Genomic DNA, 26,297 nt, shown 5'->3' with positions numbered 1-26,297 from the left:
CGGTACAAACACTCAGCTGACCACTTTCAAAGGGTTGGGGCCTTCAACCTCGCGGCTGATCTCTTGAACCAGCGCCATCGCGGCAGGGTTTCGGCGCTTAACATGCATCCGCGCGACAAAAATGATCGCCGGGGGATCGGGGAACACGCCTTTGATCACCTCTATGTCCGGTGTGACATGCATTCCATTCAACAGGGCGACGCCCAAACCGGACCGCACGGCCGACTGAATGCCAGTGGCGCTTGGGCACTCTAATACGTTGTTGAAGCGGTGCCCTTGCAGCTGCCCATCTCCGAAGCCCCATTTTCGATAGAAGCACTGGCTGTCGAAGGACAGAAAGGGAACAGGTGCTGTCGTATCCAGTTGGAAATCCGGTGATTTTACCCAGTGCAGAGTGTCCTCGAACAGGATCAGGTCATCTGGCCGCGCATCGTGCCGAAAGATTTGCATGACGGCGACATCCAACTCTCCGGCCTTCAACCACTCTTGCACGTTCATACTTTGACTGGTGCGTGTTCGGACCTGAACGTCCGGATAAAGCCGTGTGAAACGACCCAATATGCGAGCGATGTCGCTGGTGGCCGTGTCCTCGGTCATACCCAGCCGGAGTGCGCCGGCCAAAGGTTTCTTGCCCAAGCTGGCAAGCGCCTCATCGTGCAGGGAACAAATTCGGCGGGCATAATCGCACAGGCGCAGACCAGTATCCGTGAACAGAGGGCCACCGGGTCGGCGCGCCAGCAGATCGCAGTCCAGTGCTTGCTCTAACCGTCTGATTTTGTGGCTGACTGCCGATTGCGACAGCGCCAGATGCTCGGCCGCGCGCGTCACGCCGCCGTGGGATGCGATGGCCAGAAGGGCACGCAGGGCGTCAATTTCCAATCGGTCGGTCAATTGCATATCCATGACAAATTTGGATTGAAGTATGAATATCATTCATTTGCGTCACATACCAGTGTTGAACTACTGGTCAGGAAATCCAAAGCTCAGGAGCATTCGCATGCCGCATCTCGTCCCGGACCACACAGTGATCAAAACCCCGCGGATGGTCCCCGGAACCCATGGGGAAGGCGATCCGGTGGATTTGATCCACAGCACATTATCTTACATCCATCGCGGCGTGCCGCCTGTACGGGCAGCGGCGGGCAACAGGGTACACTTGTTCGATCTGGCGTGTCTTGGTCAGTTTGAACGACCTTGGATTCCGGCGCTTAAAGGTTCGGTCACCGATCAGGTTCCCGTCGTTCACAAGCTGCTGGAAAACTGCGGTCATTTCCCGATTGGAGATCACCCCGAACAGACACCCACGCCGCTTATCAATCTCTTACCGAGAAAAGTCTGAGCCATGACAGATCAAACCATAACCCGTGACCAGCGCGGTCTGACGACCGTATTCGAAATCAGCGGATCGGTTCTGGCCATGGCCTATGCCTTGTTGATCGCGTCGAATACGGGGGCCGAGTTATTGGGTTTCACCTTGTTGTTAGTGTCCTCGGGCCTGTTCGCGGCTTGGGCCGTGATTGATCGCCGCTGGACGTTCCTGCTATTGCAAGGGTTCTATGCGGCCTCAGCGATCATTGGGTTGATCCGGTGGGCATGAACTTCGCATAGGGCAGTTGCGGGAATCTTGCTAGAACAGCCTTATGCGCAATGAAGACAGAATCAAAATCGGCTTTTTGCTGTTTGACGGCTTTCCCATGGCTTGCCTGACCTCGGTGATCGAGCCGTTGCGGGCGGCCAATGAAATCGCCGGGCAAGAGGCGTTCTGCTGGTCGCTGCTGTCCGAGCGCCAACAGAAAATACAATCCAGCGCAGGTGTCCGGTTCGAGGCCGAGAAGTCTCTGGCCGACTGCAAGGATATCGACATTTTGTTCCTTCTCAGCAGCCCAACGTCCGGCTTTGACAACACAACCGTTGGCAACGGTGCTCTGCGCAGTCTTGGAAGGCATGGCACCGTATTGGGCGGGATTAGCGGTGGGGTTTTCCCATTGGTCCGGTCCGGGGTGATGGGGGGGCAACCTGTTTCCGTCCATTGGTGCTATGAGGCCGCATTTCTGGCTGAGTTTCCCGAAGTCGACTCGCGTAGCGAGGTGATCGTGAAAACGGCGACACGCTACACCGCAGCCGGTGCCGCTGCCGGGTTCGATCTGGCCCTGCATCTGATTGAAGATCGACTGGGTGGCGAAGTCGCGCACGAGGTTGCCTGTTGGTTTCAACATCCGATGATGCGTGGGGCAGGTGTGCGGCAGCAGGTTCCGACCACGACCGCGCCGGAAACTGGCGACAGCCTGCCGCCGCTGGTGTCGCGCTGTGTCGACCTGTTCGCGGGCCACATGAGCGAACCGATTTCCATCGCAGAGGCCGCACAGCAGATCGGGGTTACGCCGCGCCAGGTGGAACGCGCATTTAAGCAGGCGACAGGCCAAAGCCCCAGCCACTATTATCGCGCCATGCGCATGAAGGCGGCGCGGCAGATGGTTGTCTATACCAAGGACCCGATTGCAGATATCGCCGCTGCGATTGGCTATGGTTCAGTGGCGCCGCTTGTGACGCATTACCGGTCGGCGTTTGGGCTAAGCCCCAGCGAAGATCGCCGTAGGATCAACCGCTTCCGCGTTGAAGGTAATGCGCCGCTGCCGTCAGTCTGACATTGCTTTACAGCGCCGAACGCATTGCAGTGACGATGGCATGATGCAACGATCCGGCGGATGAACGGGGGCCATAAATGCTGAACGCTTCATCTGACCGACAGAGAACAAAGCAGCCAATGTGGTGAATTGAGCAACGGGCGACGCTGCCCGCATCGATATTGCGCAGGTCCAGCATAGATAACAGTTCCAACACAGCCGGAATCTGATCACCGTTCAGGTCGAAACGTGTCCAACCGTCGGTCTGTTCTGTCACCGACGCGGTATCACCCAAAGCGGACTTCACCTGATCAGCAAGCTCTTCGTGCGTGTCAAAAGGCGCCTCGATCATCCACTGATCCGGACCGGCCCAAAAGGCAGTGACAGTGTCACCGGCATGTTGGCCGATACCAGGTGCAGGGGCACCGATCAGTTTCGCCAGGGCTTTGCTGGCTTTGGTTTCCTGTCCCATCCGCGCGGCGACGGATGCCAGTGCGACGCCCGGAACTTCCCGGCACGTAACCCCGCCAACAGTGTCGACCTGCGGTTCGGACCCGCCCAATGCGGTTATTGCAACTAGATCATGCACGCAGACGCTCTCCTTCGGGGTCAACGAAATGGGCCGATACGATTTCGACCTCGACGGTCAGATCGGTCAATGGGGACACGAGGCGCATTTTCTCGCCCATCCGGTTTGCACCATCCTTCAAAAGACCCAGCCCGATATTGCTGTTCAGAATAGGCGAATATGCAGCCGAAGTGACATAGCCCTGATCGTGCGCGGCATCCACCGGGCCGGTCGTGTTCATCAAATGGCCACCAGCGGTGACTTTTTCTTCGGGCGATACCGGTTTGATCCCGACCAGCCGCAGGACATCCGGTTCTACCAAGGCCTCTCGTTCGGACAGGGTCGATCCGATGCTGTCTTTCTTTTTCGACACCATCTTACCCAATCCAAGATTCAATGCGGTTGTGGTGCCATTCAACTCGTTGCCGGCGGCGTGGCCCTTTTCGATCCGCATTACGCCCAGCGCTTCGGTGCCGTAGGGGACCACGTCAAATTCTTCGCCGTCGGCCATCAAGCGTCGCATCAGGGCGTCGCCATAGCGTGAGGGCACCGCGATTTCGAACGCCAACTCTCCCGAGAAGGAGATCCGGAACAGCCGCGCGCGCAACCCGCCGCAGACCGTAATGTTGCCACAGCCCATGAACGGGAATGCGTCGTTCGAGATGTCGAATTCAGGGTCGACGATCTTTTGCAGCAGCTTGCGCGAATTGGGACCAGCGACAGCATATTGCGCCCAGGAATCCGTGGTCGAGATCAGCTGCACATCCATATCCGGGAACAGGCATTGGCGCACAAATTCCATGTGACGATAGACATTTACCGCGTTGGCCGTGGTCGTTGTGACGACAAAATGATCCTCGGCCAGACGCGCGGCGGTGCCATCGTCCATCACCATGCCGTCTTCGCGAAGCATCAGGCCATAGCGGGTTTTTCCCACGGGAAGCTTGGCGAAACCGTTCGCGTAGACGCGGTTCAGGAAATCAGCCGCGTCCGCGCCCTGCACGTCGATTTTTCCCAGTGTCGTACAGTCGCACACCCCGACGGACGCGCGGGTCTGGCGCACTTCACGATCCACTGATTCACGCCAATGAGTCTCACCCGGAAGGGGGAACCACTGCGCGCGCAGCCAGTTGCCGACCTCGACAAACACAGCGCCCTTCTCCTTGGCCCAGTAATGCGAGGGCGTCAGGCGCGAGGGGTGGAATTCTTGTCCCTTCATCCGACCGGCGAAGGTACTGATCGGAACGGGCGTGTAGGGCGGGCGGAAAATGGTTGTCCCTGTTTCGGGGATCGATTTTCCGGCCACCTCGGCCATGATCGCCAATGCGCTGATGTTCGAGGTCTTGCCCTGATCAGTCGCCATGCCCAGCGTGGTATAGCGTTTCAAGTGTTCAACTGACCGAAACCCTTCCTGATAGCTGAGTTTGACGTCCTTGACGGTCACGTCGTTTTGCTGGTCCAGCCATGCGCGTTTGCAGCCTTCGACATACCAGAACGGTTTCTGCGCGAGTGGTGTATCCTCGGCCTCGGGCAAGTCAGGCTGAGCAAAGCCCAACTCCAACGCTGCCGCAGCAGCCTCGGCACCGGATTGCAATGCGCCGTGGGTGGACATCGCCCCGTTCGCCGCACCCGCCACCGATAGCCCCACCGGCAGATTTGAACCGGGCACAAAAGCGGCCAGATCGTCGTTCCAGACCGGACGCCCGCGCTGATGGCAGGTCAGGTGCACATTCGGGTTCCATCCACCCGAGACGCCCAGCGCGCCGCATTCCAGCGTGCGGGTCGAGCCGTCGGGCAGGGCAACTTCGACAAAGGTCAAACCAAGACGCCCCTTGGAATTCACAACCTGAGCGCCACTCAAGACTTCGTAATCGTAGTTGACCGGAGCATCTTCACGGACATCGATAACGGCGCAAATGTGAACGCCCTTGGCATGCAAGTCGGCGGCCGTGCGATGACCGTCGTCGTTGTTGGTAAAGATCGCCACACGCTGAGAGGCCGTCACCGCAAACCGGTTGGCGTAGGTCCGCAACGCGCTGGCCATCATGATGCCGGGGCGGTCGTTGTTTTCGAACGCGATGGGCCGTTCAGTCGACCCCGCACACAGCAAGGCCTTCTTGGTGTAAATGCGCCAGAGGATTTGGCGCGGCTTACCGGCGGGCAGGGTGGTCACGTGATCCCCTGTGCGTTCTACAGCGCCATAGATGCCGTGGTCGAAGGCGCCGATGACAGTGGTTCTGGCCATCAGCCGGACGTTGGGCAAGGATGCCAGTTCCGCGACGGCCTGCGCTGCCCAATCGCTAGCGCTTTGATCGCCAACTGAGAATGTCTCGCTGTTCAGACGTCCGCCGAACCGAAAATCCTCATCAGCCAGAATAACGTCCGCACCCGCGCGTCCTGCGGTCAGGGCTGCCATCAAGCCCGATGGGCCCGCGCCAATGATCAGCAGATCGCAATGGCGGAACCCCTTGTCGTATTCGTCGGGGTCGGCCTCCATTGAGAGTGATCCAAGGCCAGCGGCGCGGCGAATGATCGGCTCATAGACTTTTTCCCAAAAAGCTGCCGGCCACATGAATGTCTTGTAGTAGAAACCGGCGGACAAGAAGTTCGAAAACAGATCGTTCACGCCCAAAGCGTCGAATTTCAGGCTGGGCCAACGGTTCTGCGATTGCGCCTCAAGACCGTCAAACATCTCGATCGTGGTGGCGCGCGTATTGGGTTCCTGCCGGTTGCCAGAGCGCAGCTCGACAATGCCGTTGGGTTCCTCGGACCCGGCGGTCAGCAGGCCGCGCGGGCGGTGATACTTGAACGAGCGTCCGATCAGCCGTACGTCATTGGCCAGCAAAGCCGAAGCCAGCGTATCGCCGGGATGGGCGGTATAGTTGTGGTTGTCGAACCGGAAATTCACAGTGGTATTGCGGTCGATCTGACCGCCGCTCAGCCTGTTGTTCTGGGTCATTTGGATCGCCCCCGCGCACGGGCCACGTCGCGGGCCAGTTCTACCTTGGAAATCTCATGTGTGGTGGTGTCGCGGGTAACGACCAGCCACGACCGGTCGCCAGCCTCGTGATACCACAGTTCTTGATGCTCGCCTGCGGGGTTGTCGCGCAAGTAGCCGTATTCATAGAACGCGTCCGCCGCGTTATCGGCCTGCCAATCAGGACGGTTGATCAGTGACGCGTCACCCAGATAGGTGAATTCAGATGCGTCGCGCGGGCCCAGAAGGGGATGGTTGATAATCATTCTCGTGCTCCCCTCAATGCAGGTTGGGCTGATTGCCCACGCCTTTTTCGTCGATCATCCGGCCCGTGCGGAACCGGTCGAGACGATAGGCTGTGGCGGTAGAGTGCGGTTCGTCCTTCGCCAACAGATGCGCAAAACAGTAACCGGACGCCGGGGTCGCCTTGAACCCGCCGTAACACCATCCGCCGTTGAAATAGAGACCCTCGACCGGCGTGCGGTCGATTATGGGTGAGCCATCCATCGACATGTCCATAACACCACCCCACATGCGCAGCAGGCGGGCACGCCCGATCATCGGCATCAATGAGACGCCGCCTTCGCAGACATCTTCGACCACCGGCAGGTTCCCGCGTTGCGCATAGGTGTTGTAACCATCGATGTCGCCGCCAAAGACCAACCCGCCTTTGTCGGACTGGCTGACATAGAAATGTCCGGCCCCATAGGTGATGACGCTGGGCAGAACGGGCTTCAGACCTTCGGACACAAAGGCCTGCAGCACGTGGCTTTCGATCGGCAGGCGCATGCCCGCCATGCCCATCACCCGGCCCGAGTTTCCGGCAACAGCGCAGCCGACTTTGTTAGCCCCGATAAAGCCCTTTGAGGTCTCAACACCGAGGCATTTGCCGTTCTCGATACGCAGACCAGTGACTTCGCAATTCTGGATGATGTCGACACCGTGGCTGTCCGCGGACCGGGCAAAGCCCCAGGCCACCGCATCATGGCGCGCGGTGCCGCCCCGCCGCTGGGCCAGACCGCCTTTGATCGGGAAACGCGCATCGTCGAAATTCAGATAGGGGTGTTCTTTGCGAACCTGATCAGCATCCAGCAATTCGGCATCTGCACCGTGCAGGATCATCGCATTGCCGCGCCGCGTATAAGCGTCGCGCTGACCATCCGTGTGGAACAGGTTGAGTATTCCGCGCTGGCTCATCATGGCGTTGTAGTTCAGGTCTTGTTCAAGCCCTTCCCACAGTTTCATCGAGAATTCATAAAACGGCTCATTCCCGTCCAGCATGTAGTTCGAGCGAACGATCGTCGTGTTCCGCCCGACATTGCCTCCGCCGATCCAGCCCTTTTCGACAACCGCGACATTGCGATGACCGTAGACCTTGGACAGATAATGGGCAGTTGCCAGCCCATGACCACCACCGCCTATGACGATAATGTCGTAATGAGCTTTGGGTTCGGGGTCACGCCAGACCGGTTTCCACCCTTTGTGGCCGGTAAGCGCCTCTTTGATGACTCGAAAGCCTGAATATCGCATGAATCGGACCTTTTTTGCCAGAATTCACTATTTTCCTGCTCAGCGATATCCTCAGATGCGACATTGGTGTGTCTGAATCAGACCCTTTGGCGTGACGAGCCGGGAACCAATTGTGAAAACCATGATACAAAGGCGTCAACCTCGGGTGATGCGCGCTGCACGGCCAGAAAGTACCCTTCGGCCGCTGGAGCAGTCTCATCGAAAGCACGCGCGACCTGTCCGGTCTGCAGAGCGTGATCGGCGATAAGTGCATTCACCAAGGCCACGCCGTTCCCGGAAGCCGCCAATTGCAAGGCGAGCCCGTAAGAATCGACATAATAGGCCGGGGTATGGATTTTATGACCGGTGACCTCCGCCCAGGTGGACCAGTTGTCTGACGTTCCCACGGCCTCGATCAGGGGCAAGTCCTGAAAAGCGCCAACCAAGCCAGGTGCTTTTACCGCGATCAGGTCATTCGGTCGTAAAGGCATTGCATCCCGTCCAACCTGTTTTTCCGACCCGAACCGGATTTCGACATCGGCGCGCAGGGCCGAGTATTCATCCGGCCAGATCGTGCTGACAAAGCGAATGGACGTATCTGGGTTTTGCTCTCGGAACCGAGGTAACGCTGGGGAAATCAACCATTCGATGATACTGATCGACGCCGCAACAGTGACGTGCTTGGCCCGTTCCTCTGCCAAATACGGAGAGGCGGCGGATTGCAGCAATTGCAGTGCGGCTTCGACTTGCGGCAGCAGCTTTCGCCCCTCATCCGTCAAGGACAGGCCGCGCGGGTGCCGATGAAACAGAACGACACCAAGCCGGGATTCCAGCGACCTGATTTGTTGGCTTACGGCGGATTGAGTCAATCCGATTTCATCCGCCGCAGCTGTTGAGCTCAGCCGTCGGGCCGCAGCCTCGAAAGACCTGAACCATGTAAGGGGGGGCAGTGTTTTGGGCATGTGCAACCGACCTAGTAGCTTTGTTAATACCTAAGACCCAACTTCTTTCGTTTGTCAAAGTGCCGGCCAATCAAAGATATTTCTCGTACTCAAGATTGGGGGATATCGTGCAGCCGGAAATTCGTAAAATAGTGACCTTCGACGAAGAAGTTCTGATCGAAGGATATCGCAAAGCCGAACGGCCGTGGCGCATGTTCGCCGTGGCAGCGGTTGTCACGAACCCTTGGGTCGGGCGTTTCGTCGAAGATCTGCGGCCTGAAATTTTGGCCTATGGCCCAATTCTGGGCCAAGAATTGACCGACAAGATGATCGCGCTGGCCGGAAGCGGCGAGGCGATTGAGGCTTATGGCAAGGCCGCGGTTGTGGGGCTGGACGGAGAGGTCGAGCATGCCTCGGGCCTGATCCACACGCTGCATTTCGGAAATATCTTCCGGCAGGCAGTTGGTGCCAAGTCCTATCTTTCATTCACCAACACCCGGGGGCCTGCGAACACACCGATCATGGTGCCACTGATGGACAAGAACGATGCAGGCCGCCGGTCACACTATCTGACGCTGCAATTCGCCATCCCCGACGCGCCCCGTGCGGATGAGATCGTCGTGGTTTTGGGCGGAGCAACCTCGGGCCGTCCGCATCATCGCATCGGCGACCGTTATCAGGACTTGAAGGATTTGGGCCATGACGTGGACAACCCGGCCTCGGTCTGACATCGGCGGGCTCGCCGCTATAGACGAAGGTGAAGGCCCGCTTGTGGTTCTGCTCCATGGCGTTGGCCTGCGGGCCGAAGCCTGGGGCGCGCAAATCGATGCGCTGTCTGCCGCCGGGTATCGTGTTCTGTGTCCGGATATGCCCGGGCACGGAAAAACCCAGTTTCAAGGTGCTATAGGGCTGGATGGGTACTCCAACCCGATCGCGGCCCGATTGACCGAGCCTGCCGTTCTGATTGGGCATTCCATGGGAGCTTTGATCGCTTTGGACGTTGCGGCATCGGGGCATGATCAGGTGAGAGGCGTTGCCGCGTTGAACGCAATTTACCGCCGAACCCCCGAAGCGCGTGCGGCTGTCACGACCCGCGCGGCGGCACTGGATGCTGCGGCCATAAACGATCCCACCGTGACTTTGCAGCGTTGGTTCGGCGATCAGGTTTCAGAAGAAGGCGAAGCCTGTTCGCGTTGGCTGAAAGATGTCCACCCGGGCGCATACAAAGCGGCCTATACCATCTTCGCCGAAAGCGATGGGCCGACTGACGCACAACTGAGGCAAATCAAATGCCCGGCACTGTTTATGACAGGCGCGGATGAGCCGAATTCCACACCGGGCATGTCACAGGGCATGGCGCAGAAGGTGACAAATGGGCGGGTAGAGATAGTCCCAAATGCTGCCCACATGATGCCCATGACGCACCCGGCTGACGTTAACGCTAAATTGCTTGAGTTCGTTCGGAGGTGCCTGCCATGACCGAGATAGACACTCGCTCCCTGCGTGATGCATTCGGCAACTTCATGACCGGTGTAACGGTTGTGACGACCCGCGACACCTCTGGAAACCCGGTTGGGTTCACGGCAAATTCCTTCACGTCCGTGTCGCTTGATCCGCCTTTGCTGTTGGTCTGCCCCGGCAAGTTTCTGTCCAGCCACGATACCTTTGCCGGATGCTCGCATTTTGCGGTGAATGTTCTGGCAGATGGGCAGCAGGGCGTCTCGAATACCTTCGCAAGTTTCAAGGGCGACCGATTTGGTCGGGTGGCGCATCGCGACGGAGCCAATGGCTTGCCGCTGATCGACGGAGCGCTGGCGCAGTTCAGTTGTGAAACGCATCAGGCGCTGCCCGCAGGCGACCACACGGTTCTGATTGGTCGTGTCACAGACTTCACCCATATCGGTGGAAACGGTCTGGGTTATGTGAACGGGTCGTACTTCAGTCTTGGGCTCGAGCGTCAGATGGACGCGCAGGTTCCGACAATCTGCGGCGCGATTGTTGCGGCAAATGGCAAAGTTCTTCTGGAACGCTACGAAGGCGCATTTCGCCCGGTTCAAATCGCCGGTGCAGAACCCGGGGGGCAACGCAACAGGTTGGCACAGGGCCTTTCTGATCGGGGCATTCAGGCGCAGATCGAACAGGTCTATTCTTCGTTCAACGATGCCGAAACGAACCTGCACTACACGTTCTTTCTGGCGTCTTGCGTTCAGAACATCCCGGTGGAAAATGCCGAATGGGTAGATATCGGCGATCTGGCTGATCTGACTTACGCCAGCAATAGTTTGCACCACATGATGACCCGCTACGCCCTTGAAGCCCGCGAAGGCGTTTTCGGGCTGTATCTCGGCGACGCCGAGCGCGGCGAAATTCACAGTTTCGGTAAAGGAGCCATTTGATGGAGTTTTCACTGTTTGCCCACGTGGAACGTCTGACCCCGGATCAGCCTCACGATGTTCTGTATGATGAATTCGTGAGCCTGGTGAAGATGGCTGATGACGGGGGCATGCGGGCAGTTTGGACAGGTGAACATCATGGGATGGAGTTCACCATTGCCCCCAACCCGTTTCTGTCGCTGGTCGATCTGGCGCATCACACGCGCAATGTGCGGTTGGGCACCGGAACGGTAATTGCGCCGTTCTGGCATCCGATCAAACTGGCAGGTGAGGCCGCCGCAGCGGATCAGATGACGAAAGGGCGTATCGAGTTGGGGATCGCGCGCGGTGCGTATTCCTATGAATACGAACGTCTGATGCCGGGAATGGACGCTTGGGAGGCGGGGCAGCGCATGCGCGAGTCCACCCCGCTGTTGCCTCAGATCTGGAAGGGCGATTGTGCCCATGAAGGCGAGTTCTATGCGTTTCCGGCCGCAACTTCGGCACCGAAGCCATATCAGGAGGACGGCCCGCCAATCTGGATCGCCGCGCGGGATCCTAACAGCCACGAATTCGGCGTTCACAACGGATTCAATATTCAGGTCACCCCGCTGTGGCAGGGTATGGAAGAGATCGAGACCCTGATGGGGCGGTTCAACGATGCCTGTGACAGCTACGAGGGGCTGCGCCCCAAGATCATGCTGTTGCACCACACCTATGTCGGTAAAGATGACGACGATGTTGCGCAGGGCGTGCAAAATCTGCGCCGGTACTACAATTACTTTGGTGCTTGGTTCCTGAATAAACGGTCGGTTGAACAGGGCTTGATTAAGCCGATTACCGAAGCCGAGATGGACGCGAACCCGATGTATACCAAAGAAAAATTGGGCCGTGATCTGACAGTTGGGACTGCCCAACAGGTGATCGACAGGATCAAGCGCTATGAGGATCTGGGTTATGATGAGTTTTCGTTCTGGGTCGACAGCGGCATGACCAATGAACGCAAGCGCGCCTCTTTGGCGCGGTTCATCGACGACGTCATGCCGGCATTTCAGTGAGGACGACCATGGGAAACCTACCGCATTTTCAGCTGTTCATTGACGGCACTTGGACCGAAGGATCAGCCTCGCAGGTGATGACATCGGAAAATCCGGCGACAGGTCAGGGGTGGGCCACATTCGCGTGCGCTACTTCCTCCGATGTTGATCGCGCCATTGCCGCCGCCAAACGGGTTCTGGATGACCCGGAATGGCGGGATATGACACAGACCCAGCGGGGTAAGCTGCTGTATCGCCTGGCCGATCTGGTGGCTGAGAATGCCGCGCGTCTGGGTGAGTTGGAGACGACCGACAGCGGAAAGCTGTTGGCGGAAACCTCGGCACAAACCGGATATGTCGCGGATTACTACCGTTACTTTGCGGGGCTGGCAGACAAGATCGAAGGCACGGTCCTGCCCATCGACAAGCCCGACATGCACGTCTTTACCACACGCGAAGCGATCGGCGTCGTGGCCGCGATCGTGCCGTGGAACGCGCAAATGTTCCTGACCGCGACCAAGCTGGGTCCGGCGTTGGCTGCCGGGTGTTCCGTCGTGCTGAAAGCATCGGAAATCGCGCCCGCACCTATGCTGGAGTTCGCCAAGCTGATTGAACAGGCTGGGTTCCCGTCCGGAGTTGTGTCGGTTATCACCGGTGACGCCGAAAACTGCGCGATCCCACTGACCCGGCACCCGGATGTCGACCGAATTGCCTTTACGGGTGGGCCTGAAACCGCCCGCCATGTGGTGCGAAACTCGGCTGAGAACTTTGCGGTCACGTCATTGGAGCTGGGTGGAAAGTCGCCGATCCTCGTGTTTGAGGACGCCGATTTGGACGGTGCAGCAAATGGCCTGATTGCGGGAAATTTCGGCGCATCAGGCCAAAGCTGTGTGGCAGGAACGCGTGGGCTGGTGCATCGGTCAATCCTGGAACCTCTGGTCGAACGGATCGCCGAAAAGGCCAGCGCCATCCGGTTGGGTGATCCTTTGCAGCCCGAAACGCATGTTGGACCGCTTTGCACGGCAGCGCAGGTGCGCAAAATCGAAGAGACCTTGGACAAAGCGCAGGGGCAGGGCGCGACGATCCATTTCGGTGGAGAAGCAGCGGAGCGTCCCGGGAATTACATGAATCCCACTTTGGTCGAATGCGTGTCACCCGAGACCGAAACCTTGAAGATCGAAATGTTCGGACCTGTCATGTCCTTGCTGCCGTTCGATACCGAAGAAGAGGCTATCGCGCTGGCAAACAGCACCCCTTACGGGTTGGGCTCGGGCGTGTTCACGCAGAACCTTGCGCGTGCACACCGTGTTTCGAAACGGATCAGGGCCGGTATCTGCTGGGTGAACACCTATCGCGCGATCTCTCCTATCGCGCCGTTTGGCGGGTTCAATCAGTCGGGATATGGCCGCGAGGCCGGCGTTGAGGCGATCCTGGATTACACCAGAACCAAGACCACCTGGATCAGCACCGCGCAAGAGCCGATGGCGAACCCTTTCATAATGCGCTAAGGATTCGGAAAGGCAGGGATTTCCGGAGGGAAGTGAGGGGCGCATGAAACTGACAAAACCGAACTTCCCACCACCGGCCGATGCCGCCGACCGCAAGGCCATTGCCCCAGTAATCTGCTACCCACCGGACTCGTTGCAGCAGCCTGATCTGATTGGTTTGGGCCAACTGCGCGAAGGTGCCGTAAAGGTGGCCGAGGCCACTGCTGCCCCGCGTGACGCGGCATGCATTGATGTTCCGGCTGGCGCTTTCTTGAGGGTGGTTTCGGTCGACGGTCCTCAGGTTGGCGACCTGAACATGTGGAACAAGCATGACCTGACCGAGCGGTTCTATTCCGGCAAAACCCGCGCGCTGCACGGCACGCACCTGTCGACCGGAGACCGGATGTGGTCGAGCTTTCCCAACATGCGACCGATGGCGACGATCGTTGCCGATACTCTGGACTGGTATGGGTTCGATACCTATGGCGGATCGGTCCATGACGTGATTGGCACACGGTGTGATCCGTATACCGGGCGTTTGCTATCGGGGGACGACTATCACTATTGCTGCCACTCGAACCTGACCCGCTCGCTGGCCAGCCATTGCGACCTGCCGCTGCATGAGGCCGAAATGCTGGTGCATGACGTGCTGAACGTGTTCATGTGCACCGGATTTTCCCGCGACACGGGCCAGTATTTTATGAAAGCCAGCCCGGTTCGCCCGGGCGACTATCTTGAGTTTTATGCCGAGATTGACCTGATCGTCGGCCTGTCTGCGTGCCCCGGCGGGGATTGTTCGTCGGAACATTCTTCGGATGCCGCTGCCTGCCATCCGTTGGTGATGGAGGTCTATGACCCCGGCGAGAAAGCGCGTGCGGCGCATGTGCAACCGGATCGATCAAAATATGACCGCACGCACGGAACCGGTTAACGAGTCAGGCGCTGACCCAAACGGGTTAACATTCTGCAGCACAGGTCCAACTGTTCGATTTCAAGAAACTCGTCCGCCTTGTGGGCTTGAGCGATCGAACCCGGTCCGCAAACGATCGCGTGAACGCCAAGCTTCTGAAACAACCCGGCCTCGGTCGCAAAGGCAACAACACCTGTACCGTTGGCCCCGGTCAGTTCGGCGACCAGATCACGGGCTGCGTTTTCTTCCATGGGCTCAAGGCCTTCGACTTCGGCGATAGCCTCTTGCGTGATGCTCGAGTCGCTGTGGACCGCTTGCATTTCCGGCAACAGTGAATGCTGTACGTAGTCCGAAAGGGTTTTTTTGACGAGGTCGGCGTCGCCTGCTTGCACGGGCCGCATCTCCCACAAGACCTCGGCCTTGCTGGCTATGACGTTATGGGCTACGCCGCCTGAAATTTGGCCGATATTGACCGTCGTCCAAGGCGGCTCGAACCGGCTGTCGGCGGGTGCGCGGGACTTGAGGATATGGCGCAGCTCCAGCAGTTTTGCGATGTATCGCGCGGCATACTCCGCAGCATTCACCCCGTCATCGGGGGCAGAGCTGTGTCCCTCTAACCCGGTAAAGCGAGTTGTATATTCAAAGCAGCCCTTGTGCCCCTCAATCACGCGCATCTCAGTCGGTTCGCCGATAATCGCGATGTCCGGAACGATGCCGCGTTCGGACAAGTCATCGACCAGCGCTTGCGCACCAAGGCAGCCGACTTCCTCATCGTAAGTAAAGGCAAAGTGCAGCGGCTGGGTCAGCTTCCCGACATCCAGCGTTTCGCCGAAAGCCACCGCCGCTGCGATGAAGCCCTTCATGTCGCATGTGCCGCGACCGTAGAGCTTGCCGTCATTTTCAGCCATCTGGAACGGATCGGTTGTCCAATCCTGATCGGCCACTGGCACCACGTCCGTATGGCCTGACAAAAGGATGCCGCCGGGTTGATCGGGGCCGAGGGTGGCAAACACGTTCGCCTTTGCACCGGTCTTGTCCCGCGTCTCGATACACCGTGCACCCAATGCCTCGAGCCGTTCGGTCAGATAGCTGATCATTTCCAGATTCGAGTCCGCTGACACCGTCTCAAAAGCGATCAGGTCGGCTAGTATTTCCATGGTTCTGGGTAAAGTCATGGCTTCACAAACAGCTTTCTGGGGCGGTCGCAGAAACATTCGGCAGGTCCGGAATCTGTGATGAGGATCGGCTCTGTGATCTCCAACCCCCAATCATCCATCCAGAGGCCTGGCATGAAGTGAAAGGTCATGCCGGGTTCCAGTACGGTCTCGTCCTCGGGTCGCAGGGAAATCGTGCGTTCGCCCCAATCCGGTGGGTAGCTGAGACCAATTGGATAACCGCATCGCGCGCCGCGTTCGATACCGGCCCGTTCCAGCGGGGTGGCCAGTGCCAAAGCAATGTCACGCGCCTGATTTCCGGCACGCGCGGCCTCTAGTCCCGCTTCAAGCCCTTCTACCAGCGCGGCTTCAGCACGAAGCAAAAAGTCGGGTGGCTTACCCAAAAAGACCGAACGGCAGAAGGGCGCGTGGTAACGGCGATAGCAGCCTGACAGTTCGAAAAATGTACACTCTCCGGATTTGAATGGTTCACCATCCCAAGTCAGGTGCGGTGCAGCGGCATCCGGACCAGACGGGAGCAAGGGCACAATGGCCGCGTAATCGCCCCAATGCTCGCCAACTCCGGTGATTGCGTCATGGTAGATTTGCGCGACAAGGTCGTTCTTTCGCATACCCGGTTCAATGCGTTCCAATACGCCGTCGGTCACATGCTCGGATATCCGCGCAGCTTTTCGCATTAGCGCAATTTCTTCATCGGATTTCACAGCGCGCTGCCAGTTGACCAATGTGTTTGCGTCGATCAGCTCTGCGTCTGGCAACTCTGCCAGCAAAGTCAGGTGCGCTTTGGCCGAATAATAATAATTGTCCAACTCGACACCGATCCGCCCCTTCGCGATACCAGTGTCCGCAATCAGCGTGGCCAGATCCTGCATGGGGTGACGCACGGTGGATTGTACGTATTCGTCGGCATATCCATGGATCCGGTCATTGGACATCCAAACGGTTCTGCGCGCGCCATTGGCATCCTGATTTCGGCCCCACCAGATCGGGTCGGCATCCTGAAGCACAAATACCCCCTGATGCACATAGAACGACCAGCCTTCATACCCGGTCAACCATGCCATGTTTGAAGGATCTTCGACAAACAAGGCATCTAAACCCGCCGCTGCCATGGCAGCGCGGGTTTTTGCCAATCTGCGGTCATACTCGGCGCGGCTGAAGGCCGGATCTGAATGGGGCATTTTAGGCTCCTGCCTTAGGCGAGTTTTGTTGACAGAACTTGACGAATGCGATCACGTCAATGGGCATCACGGGAAAGACACCAAATTGAGAATCTCACCTACCCCCCATCGCGGCGGCCAAATGCTGATCAATGGCGCTTGTTTGAGAATTGACGCGGACGCGCAGGTTAGCTGCTTTTTTTCTGAGGTCACGGAATGAGGGGGTTTGAAACATCTGAGTTCGCAGCACGAACGGAACGTGCGCAAAACAAGATGCAAGCCTCTGGTCTGTCGGCGCTGTTGCTAACGACGGAACCTGAGGTTCGATATTTTACCGGCTACCTGACGCGGTTTTGGGAAAGCCCGACACGGCCCTGGTTTCTGATTGTACCTGCGAGTGGTAAGCCGATTTCTGTGATCCCTTCGATCGGGGCCGCGCTAATGGCCGAGACATGGCTCGACGATATCCGAACCTGGGCCGCGCCGGATCTCGCCGACGATGGCATTAGCCTTTTGGCTGAGACACTTCGTGAGGTGACGCCCGACGACGCAAGGATCGGTCTACCAGAAGGGCATGAAACGCATGTCAGGATGCCGTTGGCAGACCTTCGACGTTTGCAACAGGCAGTCGGTCGGCGAGACCTTTGCGGCGACGAAGGGATCATGCGCGCGCTTCGGATGGTGAAATCATCAGCGGAGATTGCAAAGATCGAAACGGCTTGCGCCATCGCCGGACGCGCCTTTCAGCGGGTGCCCGAAATCGCCAAAGAAGGCGTGGCGTTGGATGCTGTGTTTCGCCGGTTTCAAATGCTGTGTCTGGACGAGGGGGCCGATTGGGTTCCATACCTCGCGGGCGGTGCGGAACAGGGCGGTTACACTGACGTAATATCCCCGGCATCTGATACGCAACTGCAACAAGGCGATGTCCTGATGCTGGACACCGGCCTGGTTTGGGATGGGTATTTCAGTGATTACGACCGCAACTGGTCGATAGGGCCCGCAAACGCGCAGGTTAAGTCAGCCTATAGTGCATTGATTGAAGCATCGGATGCGGCGTTCGAGATTGCGCGCCCGGGCGCTACGGCGGCCGACTTGTTTCAGGCGATGAACTCTGTGCTGTCGCGCCACGATGCTGACACTGGGGCAGGGCGCTTGGGGCATGGATTGGGGATGTCTTTGACAGAATGGCCATCCCTCATTCCAACCGACCACACAGTTTTGGAACCAGGTATGGTCCTGACGCTTGAACCGGGCATTGCCGTGGGTGGAAAGATCCTTGTCCACGAAGAAAACATCGTCATAACCGAAGAAGAGCCCCGCTTTCTTAGCCCTCGCGCTGGTATGGAGTTGCCCGAGATATGACGCGTTTACCTTATACAGTTGATGCAGATGATCCCGCAGCGCCCCCAATGGGCCTGATCGTCTTGCAGACAGACGAGACCCTTGAGCCGGAGTTCAACGCGTATTTTTCTGATCGAAGCTGTCCGATTTACGTCTCCAGAATTCCCAGCGGCAAAGAGGTGACGACTGATACTCTGGCGGAAATGGAAACCGCCTTGCCTGCCGCTGCCGATTTGTTGCCCAAGACCCGACCATATCGTGTTGTTGGTTATGGCTGCACCTCTGCCAGCTCGGTTATCGGCTCGGATCAGGTTGAACAAATGGTTCAAAAAACTTGCGAGGCGGCGATTGTTACAAACCCTTTGCGCGCGGCCTCGGCCTGCGCCCACGAACTTGGCGTAGCAAAGTTTGCACTTTTGTCGCCATATATCGAAGAAGTGAACGATCCCTTACGCAGTGCATTTGCGCAAAATGGCATTTCGATGGATGTTTTTGGCACATTCGGCGAAGCCGAAGAGGCCAAAGTAGCGCGGATTTCACGGAAGTCTCTGATTGAGGCTGCAGTGAGTCTTGGGCAGGATGATTCAGTTGAAGCTGTTTTTCTAAGCTGCACGAATCTTAGAACTTTTGATGTTATTCCGATTGTGCAGGAACGCCTTAAAAAACCGGTGCTTTCCAGCAACCAAAGCCTTGCGTGGCACATGCGTAAGTTGAATTCTGCCTGAAAACTCTGCTGCCTCCTTTTTAATCGTTACCCACGTGTCATATTTTGGTTGCGTGTCGCACCCCGCATGTCCTTAAATGGCCTCGACAGGTCTTTGAGATCCGGATGAACCGGGCAGGCAAGGACTGCACAGGGGAGACTAATCGGTAAATGTCTAATGACGCAGCGTTCGTCGAGTTTCAGCATGTCCAAAAATCTTATGATGGCGAGATCCTTGTTGTAAAAGACCTTAACCTTTCCATGCCGAAAGGTGAGTTTCTTACAATGCTTGGGCCCTCGGGTTCCGGCAAGACAACTTGTCTGATGATGCTGGCAGGGTTTGAAACAGCCACCCATGGCGAGATTATGTTGGACGGGCGACCGATCAATAATATCCCACCGCACAAGCGCGGTATCGGCATGGTATTCCAAAATTACGCTCTTTTTCCGCATATGACGGTGGCAGAAAATCTGTCGTTCCCTCTGGAAGTGCGGAAAATTGGCAAGGACGCAAGAGAAGAAAAGGTCCGCCGGGCGCTTGATATGGTGCAGATGGGGGCCTTTGGCAGCCGTCGACCGGCGCAATTGTCTGGGGGTCAGCAGCAGCGGATTGCCCTTGCACGTGCGCTGGTGTTCGAGCCCGAGCTGGTGCTGATGGATGAACCTCTGGGCGCGCTCGACAAACAGCTGCGTGAGCATATGCAGTTTGAAATCACGCGTCTGGCCCATGAACTTGGGATTACGACGGTCTACGTGACCCACGACCAGACCGAGGCGCTGACAATGTCAGATCGCGTTGCGGTATTCGACGATGGGCGCATTCAACAGCTTGCGCCGCCGGATCTGCTGTATGAAGAGCCTGAAAACAGTTTCGTTGCCCAGTTCATTGGTGAAAACAATACATTGGAAGGCGTTGTTAAATCAATCAACGGCGACGAATGTGTTGTGGCGCTGGATGACGGATCTGAAATTGACGCCAAGCCGGTCAATGTCCACGCGGCAGGTGATCGGACCAAAGTGTCAATCCGGCCTGAGCGGGTGGAATTCAACAAGGATCGCCTGCACGCCGATGCGCATACACTGAAGGCAACGGTGAAAGAGTTCATTTACATGGGCGATGTCTTCCGCTTCCGTCTGTCGGTTGCCGGGAATGACGACTTTATAATCAAGACGCGAAACGCCCCGGACGCTATCAAGCTGTCACCGGGCCAGGAAGTCGAAATCGGCTGGCTTGCGCGCGACTGCCGGGCATTGGACGCCTGATCAGGGAACAGCCCGTTCACGACACGAAAGTGCGCGGGGAAAGGCATGGGTGGGTTACCCCGTGGCCCAACCAAAAAGATCAAAATTAACGGGAATAACAGGGAGTTAACGATGAAAGTAACAAAAACCACTATTATGGCAGGTGCTATCGCGGCAGTTGCCGGCGCTGCATCCGCAGAGGAAATGACTATTGTCTCTTGGGGCGGAGCTTACTCCAAGTCGCAGCTGAAAGCATATCATGAGCCCTATTCCGAGAAGAGCGGCGTCACGATCCTGAACGACGACAGCTCGGCTGAGGCGGTTGCTAAACTGCGTGCGATGAACGAAGCAGGCAACATCACCTGGGACGTGGTCGACGTTGTGGCGGCAGATGCAATTCGTCTGTGTGACGAAGGCCTGGCGCTGGAAATCGATCCGGACACCATGTTGGCACCGGCACCCGACGGAACCTCGGCTGCTGATGATTTCGGTGACTTGCTTGTCAGCGAGTGTTTCATTCCGCAAATCGTTTACTCGACTACATTCGGGTATCGTACGGATCTGGTGGGTGACACACCGCCGTCGGATGTTTGCGCAGTCTTCGATCTGGAAGCCTATCCAGGCAAGCGTTCACTTGAAAAGCGTGCCATCAACAACATGGAATGGGCTCTGATTTGTGACGGCGTGGTAAAAGACGACGTCTATGACGTGCTGGCGACTCCGGAAGGGCAGGATCAGGCCCTGGCCAAGCTAGGCACCATCAAAGACAACGTTGTCTGGTGGTCTGCAGGCGCGGACACGCCGCAGTTGCTGGCGGACGGCGAGATCATCATGGGTTCGACCTATAACGGTCGCCTGTTCAGCGTGATCGAAGAGCAGAAGCAACCCGTTGCAATGCTGTGGGATGCTCAGATATTTGATCTGGACGGCTGGATTATTCCTGCTGGTCTGAGCGAAGAGCGTCAGAAGCGCGCGCTGGACTACATCATGTTCGCAACCGATACGCAGCGCCTGGCGGATCAGGCCAAGTACATCTCGTACGGTCCGGCACGTGCATCTTCGGCGCCGCTGGTGGGTCAGCACGCGGACCTGGGCATCGACATGGCACCTCACATGCCGACCGATCCCGAGAACGCCAAGAACACGTTCCTGTACAACTACGAGTTCTGGGCTGACTATCGTGATGATATCGAAGCAAAGTTCCAGGCTTGGCTGGCGAAGTAATCGCTGATTGAACCAAAAAACCAGCCGGGGCCAAGTTAGGCCCCGGCGTCAAAAAATCAGGGAACGCAGATGAGCGACGCAACTCAATCAGGTCCGATGTTGGCGGCAGATGGTACGCCGCTGAAGAAATCACTGGCGCGTTCATTGCGTCGGCGTAAATTGCGGGCGTTGGCTCTGGTTGCGCCACTTTTGCTATTTGTACTGCTATCATTCGTCATACCTATCATTTCCATGCTATTCCGATCGGTCGAAAACGGGATTGTCTCAGAGACACTTCCTTTGACAGTCGTTGAGTTACAGCAATGGGACGCCGAGAGCGGGGAATTGCCGGACGAAGCTTTGTATGAAGCATTTATTCGCGACATGGTTGTTGCCGTTGACGCCAAGCAACACACAAGACTAGGTACCCGCTTGAATTACGAACAGACGGGAATGTCGTCGATGTTCCGAAAATCTGGACGCCAAATCAAGCGGTTGGATCCGGAAGCTGACGCCCCGTTCAAGGAAAAATTGATCGAAATTCACGATGGCTGGGGGGACGTGGACACGTGGCGCGTGATCAAGACGCACGCGGTGCCGATCACCAATGGATACTTTCTGAACGCTATTGATATGCAGCGCACACCCGAAGGGGCGCAAGCGCAACCCGAAGATAAGCGCATCCTCATCAAGCTGTTCGGCCGGACATTGTTCATGTCGCTGATCATTACCGGGGCCTGTATTCTGCTGGCCTATCCAGTTTCTTACCTGCTCGCCAATCTGCCGATGCGGGCTTCAAACATGCTGATGATTTTGGTGCTGTTGCCATTCTGGACCTCGCTGCTTGTGCGCACCTCCGCCTGGAAAGTGATGTTGCAGCAGCAGGGTGTGATCAACGAAACGCTGGTCTGGCTGGGCTTTGTTGCCGATGATGCGAGGCTGGTGATCATCAACAATCAATTCGGCACGATCATTGCGATGACGCATATCCTGCTGCCGTTCATGATCCTGCCGATGTATTCGGTCATGCAGACGATTCCGCCGTACTATACCCGTGCGGCCAAATCCATGGGCGCCACCAACTGGACGACTTTCTGGCGGATTTACTTCCCGCAATCGATACCGGGTATCGGCGCGGGTTCGATCCTCGTATTCATTCTTGCCATCGGGTACTACATCACGCCCGAGATCGTTGGCGGCACCAAAGGTGTCTTCATTTCGAACCGGATTGCGTACCACATCTCATCCTCTCTGAACTGGGGACTGGCTGCGGCGCTGGGGACGATCCTGCTGGCGGTCGTTCTTCTACTCTACTGGTGCTACGACAAGATCGTCGGCATTGATAACGTCAAGCTGGGATAAAGAATATGGCTGCACTTACACCAATATCCCGCAAACCGTTGTCCGTGGTTCTGCCGGCTGTCGCAATCGCCGGAGGATTTCTGGGCATGTTCGTCGGAGCCGGGCAGGACAACGTTCTGCTGGGCATTCTGATCGGCGCTGCTTTGATGGCAGGGCTGGCATGGCTGTATATCAACGTGCTGGACAACGAACGCGTTGCGCGCTGGATTACGATACTGGGTCTTGCTGCAATTGGATTTTTCTTCGCAGGCATTACGGGCTTGATCGTCGGGCTGCTGGCGGGGTGGTTCTTTGCCTTCTTCATCTTCTGGCTCTACGAGGGGCGCTATCGGCAAAAATTGCTGCCTTACATGACGGCTGGTCAGGTGTTGTGGCATTTTACTTTCCGGGTGATCTGCGGGGCAATCTTCGTGTTCCTGATCACGCCGATCCTTGTGGTACTGCCGCTGTCTTTCAATGCGCAGGACTTTTTCACCTTTACGCCCGAAATGCTGCGTCTGGACCCTGAAGGGTATTCGCTGAAGCACTACCGCGACTTTTTCACCAACAATGAATGGCAGCGTAGCTTCAAGAACTCGCTGATCATCGCACCAATTGCGACCATCATTTCGGTATCGCTGGGCACTCTGGCGGCGATAGGCCTCAGCCAGTCGCATGTTCCGGGGCGTCGGGCCATCATGGGCATTCTGATCTCGCCAATGATCGTTCCGCTGATCATCTCGGCCACGGGTATGTTCTTTTTCTACAGCGACATCGGCCGTTTTTTGGAAGGTACGCTGGGCATGAACAAGAACTTCGTCGGCTATGTGAAAGTCGTGCTGGCCCACGCGGTTCTGGGGATTCCCTTCGTCATCATCACGGTGACCGCAACGCTGGTCGGGTTTGACCAATCCCTGACGCGGGCTGCTGCGAATATGGGTGCAGGTCCGGTGCGGACGTTCTTCAAGATCCAGATGCCGCTGATTTTGCCGGGTGTAATCTCGGGCGGATTGTTTGCCTTCATCACTTCGTTTGACGAAGTTGTGGTGGTTCTCTTTGTCGGATCAGCCAGCCAAAAGACATTGCCTTGGCAGATGTTCACCGGCCTGCGTGAACAGATCAGCCCGACCATTCTGGCCGTTGCGACCATCCTTGTCGTGATCTCGATCGCGCTGCTGACCACGGTCGAACTGCTGCGGCGGCGATCTGAACGTCTGCGGGGGCTCAGCCCGGCTTGACGCGACTCAAAAGCTGATTTAGCGATTTCACCATGCACCCCGGTCACGATGGCGTCGTGACAGAACGCGGGGTGCATGGCTCTCGGATCCCGAGGCCGCTCGTCCTGAACGCCGGGACTTGTGGCCGGGCGATGCCAGTCCGGCGTTGAGGAGAGTCAAAGATGAATGACCTGAACAATCGCCCTGAGTTTTTCACCAGCCATAACGGCGACAAGGCACCTTTGCCTTTTAGCCGCGCGGAATACGATCGCCGCCTTGCCAGTCTGCGCGCGATGATGGCGGCACGTGATATCCCTGCAGTTTTGCTGACGTCGATGCACAACATCGCCTACTACTCGGGATTCCTCTACTGCTCGTTTGGCCGGCCTTACGGCTGCGTCGTTACGCAGGATGCGTGCACCACGGTTTCGGCCAATATCGACGCCGGGCAGCCGTGGCGGCGGTCGGTAGACGAGAACGTGATCTACACCGACTGGAAGCGGAACAACTACTGGCGCGCTGTGTCGAAACTGATCGGGTCCGCTCGTCGGATTGGCATCGAAGGCGATCATCTAACCTTGGCCATGCGCGACACGGCCCTGGACATGTTGGGTGGGCCGGAACTGGTCGATATCGCGCCTGATACGATGGCTGCACGGATGGTGAAATCAACCGAAGAGATCGAATTGATCAAAGGCGGCGCGCGTACTGCGGATGTTGGTGGCGCAGCTATCCACGCCGCGATCCGTGAAGGCGCGACAGAGATCGAGATCGCAATGGCCGGCCGTGACGCTATGGAGGCCGAGATCGCGCGTGCCTATCCGGATGCCGAATATCGCGACACCTGGGTCTGGTTCCAGTCCGGCCTGAACACCGATGGCGCGCATAACCCGGTCACCAAACGGGCGCTGGAGAAGGGCGATATTCTATCGCTGAACACCTTCCCGATGATCTCGGGCTATTACACCGCATTGGAGCGTACCCTGTTCCTTGGCGAACCCGACGCGGAGAGCCTGCGCATTTGGAAAGCAAACGTTGCAGCCCATGAGCTGGGCCTGAGCCTGATCAAACCCGGCGCGACCTGCTCGGGGATCTGCGAAGAAATCAACCGCTTCTTCGCTGACGAAGGCCTGCTGCAGTACCGGTCCTTCGGGTACGGGCACTCTTTCGGTATCCTTAGCCATTACTATGGGCGCGAGGCGGGGCTGGAACTGCGCGAGGATATCGATACGGTTCTGGAACCGGGCATGGTCGTTTCAATTGAGCCGATGCTGTGGATTCCAGAAGGTCAGAAGGGTGCAGGCGGATACCGGGAACACGACATTCTGGTGGTCGAGGAAACCGGTGCCGAAAACATTACCGGCTTCCCCTATGGCCCTGAACACAACACGATCAGTGCATAATTGATTTGGCAGGAAGGGCGATCAGCCCTTCTTGCCACGTTCGTGAAAGATGAACCCGATGAAGTTCAGCAGAACCTGAGCCGCCAATATCTGCGTGCTTTCGGTCGGGTCATAATTCGGAGCCACTTCGACAAGGTCGATCCCGACTACGTCTCCGCGTTTTGCAAGCCCCTGAATTATCTCCAAGACATCATAGTACTGGAACCCGCCGTGGCTGGGCGTGCCGGTGCCAGAGGCGATGGACGGGCAGAATGCGTCGATATCAATCGTGACATAATACCGGGCGCCTTCCGGGATGCGCGCCAACACGCCATCCGTACCGAGCTTGCGCACCTGCCGAACAGACAAAATGTCCGACCCGCGGGCGCGGGCGTCCTCATATCCTTCTTTGGCGGTTGACGACACGTTCCGGATGCCCAGTTGCGTCATGCCCGAAACATACGGTTTTTCAATCGCACGCCGCATGGGGTTGCCGTGCCCGGCGGTCACGCCATGGCGTTCGTCCACGAAATCCAGATGTGCGTCGATTTGCACGACGTGGATAGGCCCGTTTTTCTCGCAATCGTTTTCGAAAGCGTTGATGCAAGGAATGTTGACGGAGTGATCGCCGCCGATGGTGACGGGCAGAGCGCCTGCATTCAGCATCTTTTCAACACCGAACTGGATGTTGGCGTGGCTTTCTTCGGTCTTGGTGTGGATGATATCCGCGTCGCCGATATCGACCATCCGGACCGAGCCATCCAAGTAAGTGGCATCATCCTCGTGGTCATATGCGCCGGCATGGCCGAAGCTGAACAGAGTTGACGCTTCGCGCACCGCACGCGGTCCAAACCGAGCGCCGGAGCGCCACTGAGTTCCGAAATCAAAAGGCGCGCCCATGACGGCGACGTCAGCATCGATTTGATCCCAATCCTCGACGTACGGAGCTTTGCCAAAGGTCGATATGCCCACAAACGGCAGGTTCAGGCGACCGCCGGAATATCCATGAGACGTCATTGCAAGAATCCTGTTTATTGTTTTCCCAGAGCAGCTTAATCGGGACTTCTAAATCAGGATAGGCGAAACCGGATACATATTGCTCAAGCGC

At 57.4% G+C, this 26,297-nt stretch carries 25 protein-coding genes; 16 read left to right on the top strand and 9 right to left on the bottom strand.

All coding sequences use genetic code 11. The features are described 5' to 3' along the window. Positions 1 to 12: 12 nt before the first annotated feature. The gene (locus AC2FFP_RS05590; protein ID WP_496843944.1) at positions 13 to 903 is read right to left on the bottom strand and encodes a LysR family transcriptional regulator; all 891 of its coding nucleotides are present in this window, start codon (positions 901 to 903) and stop codon (positions 13 to 15) included. A gap of 94 nt (positions 904 to 997) precedes the next feature. Between AC2FFP_RS05590 and AC2FFP_RS05585 the strand changes: the two genes are divergently transcribed. Genes AC2FFP_RS05585 through AC2FFP_RS05575 form a run of 3 tightly spaced genes read left to right on the top strand, consistent with a single transcriptional unit; the run spans position 998 to position 2,645 of the window. Beyond that, positions 998 to 1,339, top strand: a complete 342-nt coding sequence (locus AC2FFP_RS05585) for a hypothetical protein (RefSeq protein WP_496843943.1) — start codon at positions 998 to 1,000, stop codon at positions 1,337 to 1,339. A 3-nt stretch (positions 1,340 to 1,342) separates the two neighbouring features. Next, complete coding sequence (locus tag AC2FFP_RS05580; protein ID WP_496843941.1) at positions 1,343 to 1,597, top strand: hypothetical protein; 255 nt, start codon at positions 1,343 to 1,345, stop codon at positions 1,595 to 1,597. Between the two features lie 43 nt (positions 1,598 to 1,640). Then, the gene (locus AC2FFP_RS05575) at positions 1,641 to 2,645 is read left to right on the top strand and encodes a GlxA family transcriptional regulator (RefSeq protein ID WP_496843940.1); all 1,005 of its coding nucleotides are present in this window, start codon (positions 1,641 to 1,643) and stop codon (positions 2,643 to 2,645) included. A gap of 7 nt (positions 2,646 to 2,652) precedes the next feature. Here AC2FFP_RS05575 and AC2FFP_RS05570 read toward each other — a convergent pair whose 3' ends face one another. The 5 genes from AC2FFP_RS05570 to AC2FFP_RS05550 all read right to left on the bottom strand — a co-directional run bounded on the left by AC2FFP_RS05570 (position 2,653) and on the right by AC2FFP_RS05550 (position 8,640). Next, a complete protein-coding gene (locus tag AC2FFP_RS05570; RefSeq protein ID WP_496738636.1) occupies positions 2,653 to 3,213 on the bottom strand; it encodes a sarcosine oxidase subunit gamma in 561 nt (186 codons plus the stop codon). Continuing rightward, on the bottom strand, positions 3,206 to 6,151 hold the full coding sequence (locus tag AC2FFP_RS05565; protein ID WP_496843939.1) for a sarcosine oxidase subunit alpha family protein: 2,946 nt from the start codon (positions 6,149 to 6,151) through the stop codon (positions 3,206 to 3,208). Before AC2FFP_RS05565 ends, AC2FFP_RS05570 begins: the two co-directional genes overlap by 8 nt. Next, on the bottom strand, positions 6,148 to 6,435 hold the full coding sequence (locus AC2FFP_RS05560) for a sarcosine oxidase subunit delta (protein WP_496776588.1): 288 nt from the start codon (positions 6,433 to 6,435) through the stop codon (positions 6,148 to 6,150). Before AC2FFP_RS05560 ends, AC2FFP_RS05565 begins: the two co-directional genes overlap by 4 nt. Positions 6,436 to 6,448: 13 nt before the next feature. Beyond that, complete coding sequence (locus AC2FFP_RS05555) at positions 6,449 to 7,699, bottom strand: sarcosine oxidase subunit beta family protein (RefSeq protein ID WP_496722509.1); 1,251 nt, start codon at positions 7,697 to 7,699, stop codon at positions 6,449 to 6,451. A gap of 77 nt (positions 7,700 to 7,776) precedes the next feature. Next, on the bottom strand, positions 7,777 to 8,640 hold the full coding sequence (locus tag AC2FFP_RS05550) for a LysR family transcriptional regulator (RefSeq protein ID WP_496843937.1): 864 nt from the start codon (positions 8,638 to 8,640) through the stop codon (positions 7,777 to 7,779). A gap of 107 nt (positions 8,641 to 8,747) precedes the next feature. On the opposite strand from AC2FFP_RS05550, the gene AC2FFP_RS05545 reads away from it, so the two are divergent. From AC2FFP_RS05545 to AC2FFP_RS05520, 6 genes are read left to right on the top strand one after another with little or no spacing between them, the layout of a single operon-like run. Next, entirely contained in the window at positions 8,748 to 9,347 is a 600-nt protein-coding gene (locus tag AC2FFP_RS05545; protein ID WP_496765288.1) for an amino acid synthesis family protein, read from the top strand. Continuing rightward, a complete protein-coding gene (locus AC2FFP_RS05540) occupies positions 9,319 to 10,098 on the top strand; it encodes an alpha/beta fold hydrolase (protein ID WP_496765286.1) in 780 nt (259 codons plus the stop codon). The genes AC2FFP_RS05545 and AC2FFP_RS05540 overlap by 29 nt, the downstream gene beginning before the upstream one ends. Further along, positions 10,095 to 11,015 (top strand): flavin reductase family protein, encoded by a 921-nt coding sequence (locus tag AC2FFP_RS05535; RefSeq protein WP_496765284.1) that lies wholly within the window; start codon positions 10,095 to 10,097, stop codon positions 11,013 to 11,015. The genes AC2FFP_RS05540 and AC2FFP_RS05535 overlap by 4 nt, the downstream gene beginning before the upstream one ends. Beyond that, positions 11,015 to 12,049 (top strand): LLM class flavin-dependent oxidoreductase, encoded by a 1,035-nt coding sequence (locus tag AC2FFP_RS05530; protein ID WP_496765282.1) that lies wholly within the window; start codon positions 11,015 to 11,017, stop codon positions 12,047 to 12,049. The genes AC2FFP_RS05535 and AC2FFP_RS05530 overlap by 1 nt, the downstream gene beginning before the upstream one ends. 8 nt (positions 12,050 to 12,057) lie before the next feature. Next, entirely contained in the window at positions 12,058 to 13,536 is a 1,479-nt protein-coding gene (locus AC2FFP_RS05525) for an aldehyde dehydrogenase (protein WP_496765280.1), read from the top strand. A gap of 43 nt (positions 13,537 to 13,579) precedes the next feature. Beyond that, a complete protein-coding gene (locus AC2FFP_RS05520; protein ID WP_496765278.1) occupies positions 13,580 to 14,446 on the top strand; it encodes an urea carboxylase-associated family protein in 867 nt (288 codons plus the stop codon). On the opposite strand, the gene argE is transcribed toward AC2FFP_RS05520, so the two are convergent. Together argE and AC2FFP_RS05510 are read right to left on the bottom strand one after the other, a co-directional pair. Then, on the bottom strand, positions 14,443 to 15,582 hold the full coding sequence (gene argE, locus AC2FFP_RS05515) for an acetylornithine deacetylase (protein WP_496765276.1): 1,140 nt from the start codon (positions 15,580 to 15,582) through the stop codon (positions 14,443 to 14,445). The two genes, AC2FFP_RS05520 and argE, sit on opposite strands and share 4 nt — an antisense overlap. Positions 15,583 to 15,596: 14 nt before the next feature. Then, entirely contained in the window at positions 15,597 to 16,781 is a 1,185-nt protein-coding gene (locus AC2FFP_RS05510; protein WP_496843932.1) for a M24 family metallopeptidase, read from the bottom strand. Positions 16,782 to 16,976: 195 nt separating this feature from the next. Between AC2FFP_RS05510 and AC2FFP_RS05505 the strand changes: the two genes are divergently transcribed. The 7 genes from AC2FFP_RS05505 to AC2FFP_RS05475 all read left to right on the top strand — a co-directional run bounded on the left by AC2FFP_RS05505 (position 16,977) and on the right by AC2FFP_RS05475 (position 25,210). After that, positions 16,977 to 18,122, top strand: a complete 1,146-nt coding sequence (locus tag AC2FFP_RS05505) for a M24 family metallopeptidase (protein WP_496880793.1) — start codon at positions 16,977 to 16,979, stop codon at positions 18,120 to 18,122. Continuing rightward, the gene (locus tag AC2FFP_RS05500; protein WP_496843930.1) at positions 18,119 to 18,826 is read left to right on the top strand and encodes a maleate cis-trans isomerase family protein; all 708 of its coding nucleotides are present in this window, start codon (positions 18,119 to 18,121) and stop codon (positions 18,824 to 18,826) included. The genes AC2FFP_RS05505 and AC2FFP_RS05500 overlap by 4 nt, the downstream gene beginning before the upstream one ends. 149 nt (positions 18,827 to 18,975) lie before the next feature. Continuing rightward, entirely contained in the window at positions 18,976 to 20,067 is a 1,092-nt protein-coding gene (locus AC2FFP_RS05495) for an ABC transporter ATP-binding protein (protein WP_496738623.1), read from the top strand. Positions 20,068 to 20,178: 111 nt separating this feature from the next. Beyond that, entirely contained in the window at positions 20,179 to 21,270 is a 1,092-nt protein-coding gene (locus AC2FFP_RS05490) for an extracellular solute-binding protein (RefSeq protein ID WP_496843929.1), read from the top strand. 69 nt (positions 21,271 to 21,339) lie between these two features. Further along, complete coding sequence (locus AC2FFP_RS05485; RefSeq protein WP_282118587.1) at positions 21,340 to 22,611, top strand: ABC transporter permease; 1,272 nt, start codon at positions 21,340 to 21,342, stop codon at positions 22,609 to 22,611. Positions 22,612 to 22,616: 5 nt separating this feature from the next. Continuing rightward, a complete protein-coding gene (locus AC2FFP_RS05480) occupies positions 22,617 to 23,828 on the top strand; it encodes an ABC transporter permease (protein ID WP_496704305.1) in 1,212 nt (403 codons plus the stop codon). A gap of 161 nt (positions 23,829 to 23,989) precedes the next feature. Beyond that, positions 23,990 to 25,210, top strand: a complete 1,221-nt coding sequence (locus AC2FFP_RS05475; protein WP_496880792.1) for an aminopeptidase P family protein — start codon at positions 23,990 to 23,992, stop codon at positions 25,208 to 25,210. 21 nt (positions 25,211 to 25,231) lie between these two features. On the opposite strand, the gene speB is transcribed toward AC2FFP_RS05475, so the two are convergent. After that, positions 25,232 to 26,206, bottom strand: a complete 975-nt coding sequence (speB, locus tag AC2FFP_RS05470) for an agmatinase (protein WP_282168425.1) — start codon at positions 26,204 to 26,206, stop codon at positions 25,232 to 25,234. Between the last annotated feature and the right edge of the window lie 91 nt (positions 26,207 to 26,297).

This window comes from Ruegeria sp. YTSC004, from assembly GCF_059609805.1.
Note: the sequence above shows the minus strand (reverse complement) of the source record. Positions and strands in the feature narration are given on the sequence as shown.

Coding starts and splice junctions, on each gene's coding strand:
- AC2FFP_RS05520 (WP_496765278.1), top strand. CDS start 13,580: ATGAAACTGACAAAACCGAACTTCCCACCACCGGCCGATGCCGCCGAC.
- AC2FFP_RS05510 (WP_496843932.1), bottom strand. CDS start 16,781: ATGCCCCATTCAGATCCGGCCTTCAGCCGCGCCGAGTATGACCGCAGA.
- AC2FFP_RS05585 (WP_496843943.1), top strand. CDS start 998: ATGCCGCATCTCGTCCCGGACCACACAGTGATCAAAACCCCGCGGATG.
- AC2FFP_RS05535 (WP_496765284.1), top strand. CDS start 10,095: ATGACCGAGATAGACACTCGCTCCCTGCGTGATGCATTCGGCAACTTC.
- AC2FFP_RS05575 (WP_496843940.1), top strand. CDS start 1,641: ATGCGCAATGAAGACAGAATCAAAATCGGCTTTTTGCTGTTTGACGGC.
- AC2FFP_RS05530 (WP_496765282.1), top strand. CDS start 11,015: ATGGAGTTTTCACTGTTTGCCCACGTGGAACGTCTGACCCCGGATCAG.
- speB (WP_282168425.1), bottom strand. CDS start 26,206: ATGACGTCTCATGGATATTCCGGCGGTCGCCTGAACCTGCCGTTTGTG.
- AC2FFP_RS05495 (WP_496738623.1), top strand. CDS start 18,976: ATGTCTAATGACGCAGCGTTCGTCGAGTTTCAGCATGTCCAAAAATCT.
- AC2FFP_RS05480 (WP_496704305.1), top strand. CDS start 22,617: ATGGCTGCACTTACACCAATATCCCGCAAACCGTTGTCCGTGGTTCTG.
- AC2FFP_RS05475 (WP_496880792.1), top strand. CDS start 23,990: ATGAATGACCTGAACAATCGCCCTGAGTTTTTCACCAGCCATAACGGC.
- AC2FFP_RS05580 (WP_496843941.1), top strand. CDS start 1,343: ATGACAGATCAAACCATAACCCGTGACCAGCGCGGTCTGACGACCGTA.
- AC2FFP_RS05565 (WP_496843939.1), bottom strand. CDS start 6,151: ATGACCCAGAACAACAGGCTGAGCGGCGGTCAGATCGACCGCAATACC.
- argE (WP_496765276.1), bottom strand. CDS start 15,582: ATGGAAATACTAGCCGACCTGATCGCTTTTGAGACGGTGTCAGCGGAC.
- AC2FFP_RS05505 (WP_496880793.1), top strand. CDS start 16,977: ATGAGGGGGTTTGAAACATCTGAGTTCGCAGCACGAACGGAACGTGCG.
- AC2FFP_RS05500 (WP_496843930.1), top strand. CDS start 18,119: ATGACGCGTTTACCTTATACAGTTGATGCAGATGATCCCGCAGCGCCC.
- AC2FFP_RS05485 (WP_282118587.1), top strand. CDS start 21,340: ATGAGCGACGCAACTCAATCAGGTCCGATGTTGGCGGCAGATGGTACG.
- AC2FFP_RS05555 (WP_496722509.1), bottom strand. CDS start 7,699: ATGCGATATTCAGGCTTTCGAGTCATCAAAGAGGCGCTTACCGGCCAC.
- AC2FFP_RS05590 (WP_496843944.1), bottom strand. CDS start 903: ATGGATATGCAATTGACCGACCGATTGGAAATTGACGCCCTGCGTGCC.
- AC2FFP_RS05525 (WP_496765280.1), top strand. CDS start 12,058: ATGGGAAACCTACCGCATTTTCAGCTGTTCATTGACGGCACTTGGACC.
- AC2FFP_RS05540 (WP_496765286.1), top strand. CDS start 9,319: ATGACGTGGACAACCCGGCCTCGGTCTGACATCGGCGGGCTCGCCGCT.
- AC2FFP_RS05490 (WP_496843929.1), top strand. CDS start 20,179: ATGAAAGTAACAAAAACCACTATTATGGCAGGTGCTATCGCGGCAGTT.
- AC2FFP_RS05550 (WP_496843937.1), bottom strand. CDS start 8,640: ATGCCCAAAACACTGCCCCCCCTTACATGGTTCAGGTCTTTCGAGGCT.
- AC2FFP_RS05560 (WP_496776588.1), bottom strand. CDS start 6,435: ATGATTATCAACCATCCCCTTCTGGGCCCGCGCGACGCATCTGAATTC.